15 protein-coding genes are annotated in these 16,304 nt (G+C 36.2%); 2 read left to right on the plus strand and 13 right to left on the minus strand.

The window, feature by feature from the left end:
• Nucleotides 1-188: 188 nt before the first annotated feature.
• Complete coding sequence (gene putP / locus HMPREF3032_RS03815) at nucleotides 189-1,619, minus strand: sodium/proline symporter PutP (RefSeq protein ID WP_062402149.1); 1,431 nt, start codon at nucleotides 1,617-1,619, stop codon at nucleotides 189-191.
• A 467-nt stretch (nucleotides 1,620-2,086) separates the two neighbouring features.
• Between putP and HMPREF3032_RS03820 the strand changes: the two genes are divergently transcribed.
• Nucleotides 2,087-2,377: a type II toxin-antitoxin system RelB/DinJ family antitoxin gene (locus HMPREF3032_RS03820; protein WP_062402051.1), complete on the plus strand. Its 291-nt coding sequence runs from the start codon at nucleotides 2,087-2,089 to the stop codon at nucleotides 2,375-2,377.
• Nucleotides 2,378-2,479: 102 nt separating this feature from the next.
• Here HMPREF3032_RS03820 and eno read toward each other — a convergent pair whose 3' ends face one another.
• The 7 genes from eno to HMPREF3032_RS03855 form a co-directional block, all read right to left on the minus strand.
• Entirely contained in the window at nucleotides 2,480-3,766 is a 1,287-nt protein-coding gene (gene eno, locus HMPREF3032_RS03825) for a phosphopyruvate hydratase (protein WP_062402054.1), read from the minus strand.
• Between the two features lie 12 nt (nucleotides 3,767-3,778).
• Complete coding sequence (gene gpmI / locus HMPREF3032_RS03830) at nucleotides 3,779-5,305, minus strand: 2,3-bisphosphoglycerate-independent phosphoglycerate mutase (protein ID WP_062402057.1); 1,527 nt, start codon at nucleotides 5,303-5,305, stop codon at nucleotides 3,779-3,781.
• Between the two features lie 19 nt (nucleotides 5,306-5,324).
• Complete coding sequence (gene tpiA / locus HMPREF3032_RS03835) at nucleotides 5,325-6,077, minus strand: triose-phosphate isomerase (protein WP_231723409.1); 753 nt, start codon at nucleotides 6,075-6,077, stop codon at nucleotides 5,325-5,327.
• Between the two features lie 6 nt (nucleotides 6,078-6,083).
• On the minus strand, nucleotides 6,084-7,262 hold the full coding sequence (gene pgk / locus HMPREF3032_RS03840) for a phosphoglycerate kinase (protein WP_062402063.1): 1,179 nt from the start codon (nucleotides 7,260-7,262) through the stop codon (nucleotides 6,084-6,086).
• A gap of 64 nt (nucleotides 7,263-7,326) precedes the next feature.
• Nucleotides 7,327-8,334 (minus strand): type I glyceraldehyde-3-phosphate dehydrogenase, encoded by a 1,008-nt coding sequence (gap, locus tag HMPREF3032_RS03845; protein ID WP_062402066.1) that lies wholly within the window; start codon nucleotides 8,332-8,334, stop codon nucleotides 7,327-7,329.
• A gap of 143 nt (nucleotides 8,335-8,477) precedes the next feature.
• Nucleotides 8,478-9,041 carry an RloB family protein gene (locus HMPREF3032_RS03850; protein WP_062402069.1) on the minus strand — a complete coding sequence of 188 codons (564 nt, stop codon included), beginning with the start codon at nucleotides 9,039-9,041 and terminating at the stop codon, nucleotides 8,478-8,480.
• Complete coding sequence (locus tag HMPREF3032_RS03855; protein WP_062402072.1) at nucleotides 9,034-10,263, minus strand: AAA family ATPase; 1,230 nt, start codon at nucleotides 10,261-10,263, stop codon at nucleotides 9,034-9,036. Before HMPREF3032_RS03855 ends, HMPREF3032_RS03850 begins: the two co-directional genes overlap by 8 nt.
• Nucleotides 10,264-10,575: 312 nt before the next feature.
• Here HMPREF3032_RS03855 and HMPREF3032_RS03860 point away from each other — a divergent pair, with 312 nt between their 5' ends.
• On the plus strand, nucleotides 10,576-11,325 hold the full coding sequence (locus HMPREF3032_RS03860) for a type II toxin-antitoxin system PemK/MazF family toxin (RefSeq protein ID WP_062402075.1): 750 nt from the start codon (nucleotides 10,576-10,578) through the stop codon (nucleotides 11,323-11,325).
• A 319-nt stretch (nucleotides 11,326-11,644) separates the two neighbouring features.
• On the opposite strand, the gene HMPREF3032_RS03865 is transcribed toward HMPREF3032_RS03860, so the two are convergent.
• The 5 genes from HMPREF3032_RS03865 to HMPREF3032_RS03885 all read right to left on the minus strand — a co-directional run bounded on the left by HMPREF3032_RS03865 (nucleotide 11,645) and on the right by HMPREF3032_RS03885 (nucleotide 16,277).
• Nucleotides 11,645-12,502, minus strand: coding sequence for a hypothetical protein (locus HMPREF3032_RS03865; protein WP_062402077.1), 858 nt, complete (start codon nucleotides 12,500-12,502; stop codon nucleotides 11,645-11,647).
• Between the two features lie 61 nt (nucleotides 12,503-12,563).
• On the minus strand, nucleotides 12,564-13,418 hold the full coding sequence (locus HMPREF3032_RS03870) for a hypothetical protein (protein WP_062402080.1): 855 nt from the start codon (nucleotides 13,416-13,418) through the stop codon (nucleotides 12,564-12,566).
• Between the two features lie 147 nt (nucleotides 13,419-13,565).
• Entirely contained in the window at nucleotides 13,566-14,627 is a 1,062-nt protein-coding gene (locus HMPREF3032_RS03875) for a phosphoethanolamine transferase (RefSeq protein ID WP_197413484.1), read from the minus strand.
• Between the two features lie 553 nt (nucleotides 14,628-15,180).
• Nucleotides 15,181-15,396, minus strand: coding sequence for a hypothetical protein (locus HMPREF3032_RS03880; RefSeq protein WP_062402087.1), 216 nt, complete (start codon nucleotides 15,394-15,396; stop codon nucleotides 15,181-15,183).
• Between the two features lie 92 nt (nucleotides 15,397-15,488).
• The gene (locus HMPREF3032_RS03885; RefSeq protein WP_062402089.1) at nucleotides 15,489-16,277 is read right to left on the minus strand and encodes a glycosyltransferase; all 789 of its coding nucleotides are present in this window, start codon (nucleotides 16,275-16,277) and stop codon (nucleotides 15,489-15,491) included.
• Nucleotides 16,278-16,304: the final 27 nt, after the last annotated feature.

Below are 16,304 nucleotides of genomic sequence, written 5' to 3' on the forward strand. Positions count from 1 at the left end.
TCTTTCCTCCTTTCTAACTGTACATTTATCGAATCGTATCTATTTATTATACCATTTTTATAGGCCAGTATAAACCGTTTACACTAGAACTACACTATCCTTTCCATAATCTACACATCTTCTACAAAAAAATGTTGGCACTACCCCAAAGGAGTAGTCCCAACATTTCGTTTACTATGTGTATGTAATTATAAAATATGCATTTGTTCTGATGCATCGAACTCCGCTTGGATTTCTTTACTTGGCTCATGATCCAACAAGCTTACTACAAAGATAGCAATGGCGGATAAGATAAAACCTGGTACGATTTCATACAAGCCGAACCAACCGAATTGTTTCCACACAAGAACGGTAATACCACCTACCAAGATACCAGCGATACAACCTTTCAGAGTCATACGTTTCCAAGTCAACGAGATCAAGATAGCTGGACCAAAGGCAGCGCCAAATCCTGCCCATGCATAGGCCACCATCGTCAAGATATAGCTTTGTGGATTCACTGCCATCACGATGGCAATAGCAGATACGATCAATACCGTAGCACGGCTAACCATAACTAGTTCACGGTCTCCTGCATCACGGGCAAACACATTGCGGTACAAATCTTGCGACACAGAAGATGCAGTTACTAACAATTGTGCAGAGGCTGTACTCATAATCGCTGCCAATACAGCGGACCAAATCAAACCTGCCACAAATGGGTTAAATAAATGCTCGCTCATCACAAGGAATACTGTTTCTGCATCAGCATCGACTAATGGTGTTGTTAAATATACTTTACCAACAAGACCTACTGCCACTGCAGCCAACAAGGAAATAACCACCCAAATCATGGCAATATTCGTAGCTTTTTTCAATTCTTTCGCGTCGGAAATCGCCATGAAACGCACTAAGATATGAGGTTGACCAAAGTAACCAAGCCCCCATCCTAGGCTAGAAATGATACCTACCACCAAGGTGAAAGTATCTTGTTCCGGTCCCCAAACGGACAAGCCTGCTGGGAACTCCGTAGCAATTAATTGAGAGGTTTCAACAGGACCACCTAAATACATGGCTGCCGTCACCGGTACCAATAAGATGGCGAAGAACATCATCATACCTTGGATACAGTCAGTCCAACTTACGGCTAGGAAACCACCTAAGAAGGTGTAGAAAATAACTACCCCTGCTGTAATAAAGAGGGATGTCATGTAATCTAGTCCAAAGATAGTATTAAATAATTTACCACCTGCCACAAATCCGGAGGACGTGTAAATTAAAAAGAAAATAACGATGAAGATAGCAGACACTACCGGCACAATTCTTGATGTATCATGAAAACGGTTTTTCAAATAATCCGGTATAGTCAAACTATTATTCGCTACCTCTGTATAATTGCGCAATCGTTTCGATACGAACACCCAGTTCAGCCACGTTCCCAAAGCTAAACCAATGGCAATCCATAAGGCCGATATCCCTGTTGAGTAGGCAAATCCAGGTAAACCCATCAACATCCATCCACTCATATCTGATGCTTCCGCACTCATGGACGTGATCCAGGGGCCTAGCTGGCGACCTCCTAAAATATAGTCGTCTAAGCTATTAGACTTGCGGTAATAATATACCCCGATGTACATCATGAGGCCTAAATACAATGCAAATGCCCCAATCACTTCAAAATTGTTGTACACCCTACTCCTCCTTTCCTAATCCTTTCACCTTTACTTAAAATTCTATAGAATGCATTCAGCATTAATCTTTTCTATTATATCATAGATTATATATATCGTCTTTCATGGATTTTATACAAAAAAATAAACACCTTGTATAAAACAAGGTGAGTGCTATCATTGATCTATGTAAGTAGACAATGAAAATACCTAACGCATGAGGACTACCACTCCTCAACACGTTAGGTGTCATCAAGCTTTATTAACTCCTAGATGAGCCTAACGCCGAACGCACGTTGATGGCTCTCCTTTTCTTATTTATATTATATCACAAACTACTATCTAGTCAATTTATATTCCATATATTATTTTATGTTGCATAATGCAATACAACAGTTTATAATTTACTTAACATAGTAACCAGAAAGGAGACCCTCATGAAATCTGCTAGTGTTAATGTCCGAATTAATGAAAATATAAAACAACATGCTGAATCTATTTTAGAAGACCTTGGACTAAGTCGCGCTGTCGCTATTGATTTATTCTATCGACAAATTATCCTACATAACGGACTCCCTTTTGATCTAAAGTTAAATACACCGCCCCTTAGTACATCTGACTTTAGCCCTTCAGAATTAGAAGATATTTTATCTCGTGGAGTCGAAGAATCAAATAACGGTAATGGACGTTCTGCTAAAGAATTTTTCGCTACTTTATTAGAAGAATAATTATAGCTTGTTTCTACAGGAACTTCCCGCAATATACGGAAAATACATATAGGTTTTATACAAAAAGGACCCCGCAGGGTCCTTTTTCATTTTCACATATTCTTATCGTTTGATGTTATAGAACACATCGCTACCACGGTATTGTGCTGTTTCTGCCAACATGTCTTCAATACGAAGTAATTGGTTGTATTTTGCTACGCGTTCGGAACGAGCTGGAGCACCAGTTTTGATTTGTCCAGCATTTACTGCTACAGCGATGTCAGCAATTGTGGAATCTTCTGTTTCACCAGAACGGTGAGAGATAACAGCTGTATAGCCTGCACGTTTTGCCATTTCAATAGCATCAAATGTTTCTGTCAACGTACCGATTTGGTTCACTTTGATCAAGATTGCATTCGCTGTATCTTCTTTGATACCACGAGACAAGCGTTCTGTATTCGTTACGAATAAATCGTCACCTACTAATTGAACTGTTTTACCTAGGCGATCTGTTAATAATTTCCAGCCTTCCCAATCTTCTTCTGCTAAACCATCTTCGATGGAGTAGATTGGATATTTTTCGCAAAGTTCTGCATAGTATTCTACCATTTCAGCAGCTGTTTTTACTTTGCCTTCACCAGCTAAGTGGTACTTGCCATCTTTGTAGAACTCAGAAGATGCTGCATCAATAGCAAATACAATATCTTTACCCACTACAAGACCTGCTTTTTCGATAGCTTCTGTAATCACTTGTAATGCTTCTTCATTGGAACCTAAGTTCGGAGCAAAGCCCCCTTCATCACCTACACCTGTGGCCAAGCCTTTTGCTTTCAATACACCTTTCAATGTATGGTATACTTCTGCACAATAACGCAATGCTTCCATAAAGCTAGATGCACCAATTGGCATAATCATGAACTCTTGGATATCCACGTTATTATCTGCATGAGCCCCACCATTTAAAATATTCATCATTGGTACTGGCAATTCTTTTGCATTCGTGCCACCAAGGTATTGGAACAATGGTAAATCATAAGATTCAGCCGCTGCACGAGCTACTGCCATGGATACACCTAAGATCGCATTAGCACCTAATTTTGCTTTGTTAGGAGTGCCATCTAACTCAATCATCACCCCATCAATAGCCACTTGCTCAGATGCATCAAACCCTAAAATAGCAGGTCCAATGATGTCATTTACGTTTGCTACCGCTTGTAATACACCTTTGCCTAAGTAACGAGAAGACTCGCTATCGCGCAATTCCACCGCTTCAAATTGACCAGTAGACGCTCCAGATGGAACCGCTGCACGACCAATCGTACCATCTTCTAAATATACTTCTACTTCTACTGTTGGATTGCCACGGGAATCCATAATCTCTCTTGCGTATACATCAGTAATTACTGCCATTGTTACTTCTCCTTATTGTACTAACAAACTTTCACCACTCATAGCTTCAGGCTGCTCAATACCGCCTAAAGCCAGCATAGTTGGTGCTAAATCACATAGCCGACCTGGTCGCAAGGTGACACCCTCTGGGGCTCCCACTAAAATGAGTGGTACCGGATTCGTCGTATGCGCCGTGTGCGGAATTTCTGTGGTATGGTCCACCATGACCTCAGAATTTCCATGGTCCGCTGTAATTAATAACTGACCATTCCTATCTTGAATGGCTTTCACAATCTCTGAAAGTCCCACATCCACAGCTAAAATCGCTCGTTTTGCTGCTTCAAAATCACCCGTATGGCCTACCATATCTGGGTTTGCATAATTCAAGATAATCATATCATACTCGCCACTGCGAATGGCGGATACAACCTTTTCTGTTACCTCTGGAGCACTCATCTCTGGTTGCAAATCATAGGTAGCCACCTTCGGAGAAGGCACTAAAATTCTATCTTCCCCAGGGAATACATCTTCCTTACCACCATTGAAGAAATACGTCACATGAGCATATTTCTCTGTTTCTGCAATGCGCAGTTGACGATAACCACCCTTAGCTAGCACTTCTCCTAGGGTATCTGTTAGCAGTTCTTTATCATACACCACAGGCACTGGTAAGTCTGCTTCGTACCGAGTCATACTCGCCACATAGGAACCTTGCAATACATGTTTTCGTTCAAATCCAGTAAAATCCGGATCTACCACAGCACGCACTAATTGACGAGCCCGATCAGGACGGAAGTTAAAGAACAAAATCGCATCTCCATCCTGCATACCTGTATACCCTTCCACTACCGATGGAATGACAAATTCATCTGTTGTTTCATCAGCATAACTGTGTTCTACCGCTTCATGAGCACAACCTACTTCTGTACCACTACCACATACCATGGCATTATACGCCAGTTGCACTCGTTCCCATCGTTGATCACGGTCCATACCATAATAACGACCACCTATTGTCGCAATCGACCCTAGACCCAACTCGTTGCAGTAGTGAGCAATCTCATCAATATAGGCCAACGCACTTTGTGGTGGTACATCACGACCATCTAAGAAGGCGTGGATATAGACTTTTCCTACACCAGCCTCTTTAGCGCCACGAAGTAATGCCTTCAAGTGATCAATATGCGAGTGGACACCGCCATCCGATAACAAACCTACTAGATGCAAGGCTTGTTTAGCCCCCTCTTCATAGGCTTTCACCAAGGTATGACGAGTAAATAAGGTTCCTTCCTCTGCCTCTTTCGTGATGCGCGTCAATTCTTGGTACACAATACGTCCGGCACCAATATTCAAATGCCCCACTTCAGAGTTTCCCATCTGTCCATCTGGCAAGCCTACGGCCATACCAGATGCATCCAATAGAGTGTGAGGGCACTTATCCCATAATTCTAAAAATGTTCGGGGGTTCGCTTGTACCACCGCATTGGTTGGGTCTTGACCATCCCCAATACCGAATCCATCAAGGATTGTTAGCATCACTGGTCCTTTTAATTTTGCCATACGCTACCTCAAACCTATGTTAACAGGCATTAATAATTCCCGTAAAAGTCTCTGCTTCCAAGGAAGCACCACCCACCAAAGCACCATCCACGTGGGCTTGGGCTAAAATATCTTTCGCATTCTCCGGTTTTACACTGCCACCGTATAGAATGCGTACTTGTTCTGCAATGTCCGGCGTATACATTGCGGCGATTTTCTCACGAATGCTTTGGCATACTTCCCCAGCTTGTTCCGCTGTGGCTGTACGACCTGTGCCAATGGCCCAAATCGGTTCGTAAGCAATCACCACTTCTGTCATTTCTTCTGCAGGCACTCCATGCAATCCCATTTCTAATTGGGAATGAATGAATGCCACCGTTTCCCCACTTTCACGTTGATTTAAACTTTCACCTACGCAAAGGATAGGGCTCATGCCATGTTGTAAAACAATGCGCACACGCTTATTCACACAACGATCTGCTTCTTTAAAAATAGAACGTCGTTCAGAGTGACCCACAATTACGTAGGACACACCTAAGTCCGTCAACATCGAAGGAGATACTTCCCCTGTATAGGCACCAGATTCTTCGTGGAACACGTTTTGTGCCCCTACACGAACCTTGGTGTCTTCCGCTAAATCAGCTACAGTGCTAATGGCTGTAAACGGAGGGCATACTACCACTTCACAACTAGCATCTGCCACTAATGTTTTCAATTGTTCTACGAATACAGTGGCTTCTGTATTCGTCATATGCATTTTCCAGTTCCCTGCAATGATCGGTTGTCGCATGATAACCTCCTATGCCTCTTGTAAGGCTGCAATACCTGGTAATACTTTGCCTTCTAAGTACTCTAAGGAGGCGCCGCCACCAGTGGAAATATGAGAAATTTTGTGACTTAATCCACTTTTTTCAATAGCCGCTACAGAATCGCCGCCGCCTACAATTGTAGTTGCATTCGCCTCTGCCACCGCTTTCGCTACCGCATTGGTACCACCTGCGAATACTTCCATTTCAAATACGCCCATAGGACCATTCCAAACGATCATTTTCATCGGTGCTAAAGCCTCTGCGAATAGCTCACGGCTCTTCGGACCAATGTCTAAGGCCATCCAACCCTCTTCAATAGCCGTTGCATCTACCACCTTGTGATTAGCAGTTTCACTGAAAGCATCGGCTACAACGAAGTCTACTGGCAATAATAGGTTAGTGTTAGTTTCTTTTGCACGAGCAATTAATTCACGAGCTAGTTCAAATTTGTCAGCTTCCACTAAGGAAGTACCCACATTATGACCTTGAGCCGCTACGAAAGTATTTGCCATACCACCGCCGATGATCAATACTTCTACTTTTGGTAATAAGTTAGAAATGACTTCAATTTTGTCGCTTACTTTGGCGCCACCGATGATGGCTGCAAATGGGTGTTCAGGATGCTCTACAGCACCTCCCACATAGCGAATTTCCTTTTCTAACAAGAAACCAGCTCCCATTGGTAAGTATTTCGTAATTCCTTCCACAGAGGCATGGGCACGATGAGATACGCCGAAGGCATCATTCACGCCCACTTCTGCTAAATCCGCTAAGGCTTTGGCAAAAATAGGATCATTTTTTTCTTCTTCTTTATAGAACCGAAGATTTTCTAATACCACCACATCACCGGACTTCATTTCACTTACGGCTTGTGCAGGGATGTCACCGATGCAATCTTTTACAAAACGAACTGGTTGTTCTAATAATTCACTCAATCGTTTGGCACAAGGAGCTAAGGTAAACTCTGGTTTACGCTCTCCTTTAGGGCGACCTAAATGAGAGGCAATCACTACCTTCGCACCTTGGTCAATCAAATGACGCAAGGTAGGTAATGTGGCACGAATACGAGTGTCATCAGTGATAACACCGTCTTTCAAAGGTACATTAAAATCAACTCGTACAAATACAGTTTTATTTGCTACATTCATATTTGCTAGTGAAAGTTTCATACTGTCTCCTATGTATATACAATAAACATGCCAAAAAGGGACTACCCTCGTAGTCCCCGGCAGATTATAAGCCTCGTTTGCTCATGTACACAGCTAGGTCAACAATACGAGAGGAATAGCCCCACTCATTGTCATACCAAGCTACTACTTTTGCCATATTGCCTTCCATCACCATTGTCAAGTCTGCATCTACGATAGAACTACGAGCGTCACCATTGAAGTCTTTGGATACTAATGGCAAATCAGATACGCCAAGAATACCTTTTAACTCACCTTCAGCTGCTTTGCGGAATGCCGCATTGATGCTTTCTTTAGTTGCTTCTTTTTCAAGTTCTACTACTAAGTCTGTTACAGACACATTTGGAGTAGGCACACGAAGAGCAAAGCCATTTAATTTACCTTTTAATTCAGGTAATACTAATGCCACTGCTTTTGCTGCACCTGTTGTAGTAGGAATAATGGACATCGCTGCTGCACGAGCACGACGTAAGTCTTTATGTGGTGCATCCAATACACGTTGGTCATTTGTGTAGGAGTGCACTGTTGTCATCATACCACGTTTGATACCAAATTCTTGATGCAATACTTTTGCAAATGGAGCTAAACAGTTTGTAGTACAACTTGCATTAGATACTACATGATGCGTAGCTGGATCATATTCACTTTCATTGACACCCATAACGATTGTTTTATCTTCATCTTTACCTGGTGCGGAAATGATTACTTTTTTAACAGTGCCCCCTAAATGAGCTGCTGCTTTTTCACGAGAACGGAATACACCCGTACATTCGATAACCACTTCTACCCCTTCGGAGGACCAGTCTAATTTTGCTGGATCACGGTCACAGAATACACGTGTTTTTTTACCGTCTACTACTAAATATTCGCCTTCTACAGACACGTCACAGCTTAAGTTGCCATGAATTGAGTCATGTTTAAACAGTAAAGCGGAACCTTCAATATCACCAGTATCATTAATGGCTACTACTTCCACATCTGGGTTGTTAAGAGCCGCGCGCATGACGCATTTACCAATACGACCAAAGCCATTAATACCAATCTTCACTGCCATAATCAATTCCTCCTAATAATTCTTGTACTATATAAGTTGTTATACCTCTATTTTACAAGAATAGAGGGGTTGGTGCAAGTTTTTTGTACCTTCAAGTAGACGACAAAAAACCGGGGCAATACAGAGTATTGCTCCGGTAGAAACTAATCTTCTATCATTCTCTGACATAGGTCTCCTACATTTGTACACTGAGTATCATATGAGATACTAGATACATTCCTTGTATTTTCAAAGGCTTGAGTAAAATGTTTTACTATTGCCCTTAACTGGCTTACATTTCCTTTTTTGTATTCTCTTCGTAAATAATTTGACAATCGTTTCTTTAATTCATTTGCTGAGAGGAACCCTTTTGTAATAGGCTCAAAATGAGCTAATAGCCATACTTCAAAAGCAGAGTTAGAAAAAACTACCTCGATTTTACTATCAAACGCTTGTCTTAAAATAGTATCAAAATCATCTTTAGTCAAAGCATCTTTATCTATGACAATAACTGGATTATTATAGTTTGATAAAGTAAATCTTTCTTTTTTCCAAACTCTTTTTGCAGCACTAAGTATTTGATTACTACAAGGTTTAACTCTCTTTATTTTAACGCCGCTACAGCGACCTTCTTGTCTAAACTCAGAAAAATACCTTTCTTCGGTTTCACCCTCAGTGATTATGTAAAAAGATTTTTTTGCTCGCTTCCCCTTAGACAATCTACTCATAATCTACTCCTAATGTCTCTGCAATAGCAGACTCATTAATAATTTGATCAGCTCCATAAATCCCTTGCAAGTATCTTCGTTTATATTTATAATCATGACGCTTTAATCTCACATCATCAAAGTCGAATAAACTATATAGTTCGCTTTTCCCAAATCTATCTTTCTCTACAAAATAAATTTGATCTGGACGCAGATTCTTATCCATCAAATCAAATGAATGAGAGGTTACTATAAATTGACTTCTTTGATTCCATTGATTAAATAATTTTAATAACACTTCTGTCAATTTAATATGTAATGATGCATCAAATTCATCGATTAAGAATACTGTGTTTCTTTCTAAATCTCTTAAAATATAGGTAGCTAAAATTAAAAATATTTTAGTTCCTTCACTTTCTTCTGATAGGTTTAATACAAATTTATCATCATTGTTTTTTTGATGTATACAATAAATTTCTACTACTTTTCTCTCCACAAGCTCTCCCGTTTTTAGTTCGGGATTATCATTGTTCAAGCTAAATGAAAATATGCTCGGTACTTTTCTCACCCTTTCACGTACCTCGATGTCTAAAATATTAAAATCGGCCGCTTGTAGAAATAATATTAACTTTCTTTTTAACGCTTTATTTTGCTTTAACTCTTTAAGAATAGAAAGATTTAAATCATTTGTATCAGGTATAACAATATCTACCACAAACCATTCATACGCCTCTTTCGCTTCCAAAATATTATTTGTTTGAGCAAAAAACAATAATAACTGATTTTTCCGTATCGTTGAGCTTAATGGTGTTAATGAGTCAGGCAAAAATACTTCATCGCCATTTCGAGAAAAAATCATACGGTCATTTACTACCAAGGACTCTTTTATGACACGTTCTTCGATATATTCTAATTCATAAGTAAAAACCTTATTATTTTTCAAAAATTTTACAAGAAAAGACGTTGGTTTAGAATCTCCCGCAAAGGTATCTGTTATTAACTCTTCCACTTCTGATATTGTTGGATTCATAATAAGTGCTTTTAACAGGTAAAAAACATTGATAATATTCGTCTTACCATTTGCATTACCACCAAAAATAAAAGCAGATTTTAAAAGTTTCAATCCTTTAAATCTATGAGTATTTGTCGTAGAATATGATCGCAATTTAGACCCAGTTTCCATGGAAAATACAGTTCTATCATAAAAGGATCTAAAATTTTCAACTTCTACAGATATAAGCATGGATATCCCCTCCTTAAAAACGAGTTTTCGTTTTCTTCAGTATATCATATAGAATGTAAAGTTACTACTAGATTATATTAACCAATAAAATAATTTAATCTATATCTTCGTCCCAATGTGTTTTAAAATGATCTTTCGCTCTATTATTGTTTAATACGACACCATCAAAGTAATCGTATTCTTGAGTTTCATTTAAGTTTATTGTAATATATGTTTGTAGGGATTCCCCTTATGTATGAACATATTATGAGTAATATTGAAAGCCATAAAATAAATGACATTTTTATTATCATATTTTACCAGGGGGTATAAGTGAAAAAGCTAACTTTACTAATACGCAAGTATATTTCATATGCAAAATTTTTAGCAAATAATAATACGACTAATTTCGAACGATTTAAAAGTTGGATGTATACCTATATTGCTTACAAATCAAATGAATCTAAATTTAATCCTACTTATCTTCCTAAATATGACCAGGGTCAGATTATATTTGTTGATTTTGGCTGTGGTATTAAACATGAATTTAGCTACCCACACTATGCAATTGTCTTGAATACACAGGATAGAAAGAAAAATGATCTACTTACTGTTTTGCCGTTAACATCTAAAAAGTCAAAACATAGTGCCTTAAAAGAATGGGAATATGAAATTGCATATCCTATCAAAAATTTATTAGTCGATAAGGTTATTAATGATTTCAACATTTTTGAAACAAAATACATTAAACTCCGCAACGAAATTATTGAACTTACCAAAAGCGCTCCTGAAATAGATAACGACGAGTTTGCAAGACAGTACTCAAAACTCATCGAATCTGGTGTTAACGAGATCTATTCTGCCAACAAAGATATACTGGAATTTTCTGATAAAATGTCTAAAGGAAGTATTGTTGAAGTGAATCAAATAAAGACTATCAGTAAATCAAGAATTATATTTCCTATAAAGAAATCTCATCCTTTATATGATATAAAAATACATCCTAATGATTTAAATATCATTAGGTATAAATTAATACATCACCTTGTCACTGACTCATTTAAGATTGACATTCCTCAATAGTAAATGTATAATAAATGTACAAATTGGGCTATGAATCCCAAAACTAACTTTATATTATCCTTCGGGATAAAAAAGAAAAAGCGCTCCTGATTGGAGCGCTTTTTCTTATTCCTTATATAAAATAGCCTTTATAATACTTTTTAGTAAGTTACAGCAAAGCGTAGCAATATAGAGCATCACTCCGATAAAAACTTTCCAGTTTATTGCCTTGTAACAATTATATCATACCTGTATATTCTTACCATAGAGTTTATGGTGAGCGCTCCATCTGGCATTCCTAATATTTAATGCTTTGAAGTATACGATACATCAAATAAAATCACAACTTATGTACTTTATTAAGTTTCACTAACTTTATAGAACCATATAATTGTCGTAAATTTTGATCAATAACAATCCATACACCATTTGACTCATGTAATCTGAAAACAGCATCTATCTCTTGCTTTTTTAGATTCATCTCCATACGCCTTAGGACTCTTATAATATCGTTATATTTTAGAACATCTGCAGTAGACTCCCCACTACATACCAAGCCTAGTGCATTCTTTACATGAACAAGCAGCGTTCTCCGTGTTTTTTTATCATATACTTCTTCGAATAAAGTTATATGACTTTTTCGTAATTTTCTTTTCTGTACTTCAGTAACGGATATATTTAATTTCGCACCTTTTATTATCCCTAACATTTCAGGCCATGTATCATATATTCTTTGCAACAATTCATTCCTAGTCCATGGAGAGGGTTTATGGTCGTATACACCTAATACTTTAATCTCTGTTTCTGTATTGATTAAAAACAATAATTCTCCAGTCCGTTCAATAAATCTAGAATCTTTCTTATCTTTCCGTTTACCTAAATGTATATGCAATATATTCCAATCATTAAACATTAAATCTCCAGGATTATTTAAGTTAATACTTTGTTTAGATAAATAAGGAATTATATTTCCACCATCAGCTAGATACTCCAATATATGATAGACTCGTTTTTTATATTCTTTAGGTATTCTAATTCCCTTTGCAAAAGAAACTTTCTTTTTATTTCCTAATCCTATCTTCCTATTAAAGCTTAAAATTCTAATACAAGTACTATCGCTATCCAAATCAGAAAATATAAGTCCTTGTTTACGAGCATGCTTAAGGAGGATTTCTTTAAAATCTCTAATTAAATCCATAGCCACAACTTTCTATTCTTAACCTTATAGTCAAAAATTTTTATAATGTAGGATAATTCAATCATACATTATTTTCAAGCCATTTTTTCAATACCTCATAATTTAAATTATAACCTAAAGGATTAGATATTTGAAAATTACAAACATCCTCTACTTTATATAACTCAAATTCTAGTACTTCTTCTTTGAATTCCGCTTTAAATGCCTCAGTTAATCGTTCTTTTATTTCTTGATAAGTTCCAGTACCAATGCCTCTTTCCCACTTTCCATCACTAAAGTATCTTTCACTCATTGATCCAGACTTTGTTATAAACACTGTTTGTACACTTCCTTCCGATTTAATGAGTAAAATAAAATTAACAATATCCCTTAAAATAACATCCCCATAGCAGATTTTATACCACTCTATTGAATCTAACCTATCTATGACATTTCTTGGATTTCTTTTTAAGTTCTTTAAAAATTTATAATTTTGACCCCAGAATTTAATTCTACCTTTCAATCCCGATGTAGAAAATGTACATATGGAATTCCCATCAACAAGCTTTATAAATACTAAATAGTTTTCATTTAGTAAGACCTTATAATCAATAAGGCAATTCGATACCGGATCCATCTCTATTTGAAAACTGCGACGAGATTCCACTAGCAAAGGAACATCATATTTCTTAATCAACAACTTCTTTTCGTTATTAAAAATCAGGTATACCTCTCTAATACTAATAGAAGATAACGAAGTATTATATAATTGCAGTATAAAATATTCCCCTAAAAACTGTTGCCGTTTATATTGAACGAATAACCCTCTAATCGATGCAGATCCTAGTTGTAAAAATGTAGTATAAATCGTAATGCATAGAATACATATATTTGTTATGATCTGTAATACAATATTTATATCATTTAAAATCTCCATGCGATCTCTCCAATCTGTTATACGCCCTATATTCCTTGTATCCTGATAAATATAAATCTATATTTATTATACAATAATAGTATTAGCATATAAAAACAGAGCGATTACTCGCTCTGTTTTCTTTAAATTATCTTTCATGCATATGATCTATTTTTTAAACACTGGATCATCCTTAATGCGATATTTATTATGTACAGTCATCGCATTATCAAGGTTTATCTTGTACTTATCACTAGATATATCAAACTCAGGATTATAATCCAATGGATGCGCCCCTAGTAATGATGATATTAACTCAAACATTAGGTCGTTGGTGAATACTTTGTCTTTATTATTCACTAAATTTTCATATATTTTAGGTGATGACGCTTTAAATGAGTCAGATAAATACAACCATATTGGTATATGCACCATTTCATAATAAAATGGATTGTCTGTATGACCATATTCTAGATTTTCTCCATGATCCGACATATATACCATTGCATTCAAATTAAGATGTTCGTTCCCATAATTGTATATATTTTCCAACAATGTATCTGTATACTCTAGCGTTCTCATATATTCACCATCTTTTGTGTGTGGGTATTTATCTGGTTGGAAATCCGCTGGAACTCTATCTGTATATCGATCATGACTACCTAAAATATGAATTACAATAAAATTATTATCACTTATATCGATTTCCGAAAGTTTTTGATACACTTCATCATCATATCCATTTAGCCAATATGTATAATCAGCTCTGTTTCCAATGGTTGTAGCAATAGAATCATACATTCCATCATTACTTTGTGTTGAAATCCAAAATGTTCTATAATGTGCTTTTTTTGCTAATCCAACCAAGGTAATTGCTTTAGATAATTCTATTTCATTATATTGATTTGACTGTGTTAATGCTTTAGACAAAGACATATTAGTATTTGGATAATTAGAATATGCTAAATTTAAAAATATAAAATTCAAATTGTTTTTTTGTTCTAGCTCCCATGGAGTAGTATTATACTTCATATTAGTATTGAAAGATGACATATAGTCTCTATTTGCGCTTTCTCCAACAACTAAAATTATTGTCCCCTTTAAGGACCCAACATTATCTTTTAAAGTAATATTATCATCATTTTTATCAATATTTTTTGATAGCTCAGTAAAACTATTGAGAATGCTGGAATTCCTGGTTAAATGTATATATTGATCAAAGGGAAACATTTTTCCAACTACACTTAAGAGACCTATGAAACTACATAAAAAAAGTATATTTATATAAAACGATACTTTACGAGAATACTCAACTTTCTCAATTCTAGATAGTGATAGATATGAAATAAATGGTAGTAATATTACTATGCTTAATATTAAGAAACTAATTAATGGAGATATCATAATTGATAAAATATATCCTAAAGCCTCTTTATATGTCGTCGAAAGAATTGACAGGAACGCCACATCAGAGACAATAGCATGATATTTTATATAGTAAACTACAAATGCACCAATAAAAAATAACATGGATATAAGAACGATATAATTTATCCATTTAATAATAGAACAAATTAGCTTATTTAATTTAACTTCTGAAATTACATACCTACTAAGTAATACAAAAAAACCTAATACAATACAAAATCGATAATATCTAATATACTTTTGTATTTCTCCTAGGTAATTTTTATCATCATATTGCATCGTTAGAAAAATATAGGTGATAGAAATCGCTATTAATACTGCCGGAAAAAAAGCCTTTATCAGATTTGTCCTAAATCTAGAAGGATCTTGTATTCGCAGAAAAAACAGTGTCCCCCCCCCCGAAGACAAACGAAGGGATAATGCCCTTTATGTACATATGCGCAGGAATCTGAAATTGTTGCATCATTACGCCTACAAAAAAAATCTCAAGTAATAAAATAAGCATAATACAGCCAAAACTCTTTATTAAGTTTTCTTTTAAATCCACTTCTAAATTAAATTTCTTATCCATTAGTATATTCTCCCTATATATACAAAACCTTGAAGATGATTTATATTGGAAGTAGTTATAAAAATAATCTGCTATCCATTGCTACATCTATTCTACCAATATCTCTCCATTGCTTGTCCTATAAATGATGTTTTAGGGAATGGTTCATTTTTATTAATTCCATTTTGTCGCCACATTTCATTCCACAAATGCGCTGCATACGATACATCTTTTAACTCATCAATACTTATGCCATCAGGAGTCAAAAATTTGTCCCACTCCCAATATGGAATGCTATAGAAAACACTAGATTTAAGTGGAACGACTTCAAAGTGGTCCTTTTTATAAAAGTATTCATTTGTTAATCCTTTAGGTCCAGCAACTTCTCCCCACCCTATTGCATTTATTTTGAAAGGTGCTAGGCGTTTTAAAAATCGTTTTCTTTTCATTTTTACTGAATCATATGGTCTACTCTCTAAAGGATGCAATGCATTATAGAGCATTTGTTTTGCTAAAGAATGTCCGCCTTCTTCAAAACCCAAAACTGTAGGCGTTAATAATATACCTTCATTTTCCCAACCTATTACAACATCTTCTCTAAAATCAAAAGGTTTCAAACAAATAACGTCTGTATCTACATAGTATCCACCCTTTTCATACATAAGTTTCCACCTAAATAAATCTGCAAAGGCAGCATAACTCCCTTTATGTTTAAATACTTCGTTCTTAGGGATAATACAATTCGCATCACATAACTCTACATCTTGTGGTACCCCCTTCAATAAATTGTATACATATAATTTTACATGCATACAATTTTCTATAAACGACTTCATACACAAAGCTTCTATTGGGCTGATACTATCTCCAATCCACACCATATTAACAATATTATTCTTCATTACAATCTCCTCAAGAGTATTTACGAT

Source organism: Veillonella sp. DNF00869, from assembly GCF_001553345.1.
In the GTDB taxonomy this organism is placed as follows: Bacteria; Bacillota; Negativicutes; order Veillonellales; family Veillonellaceae; genus F0422.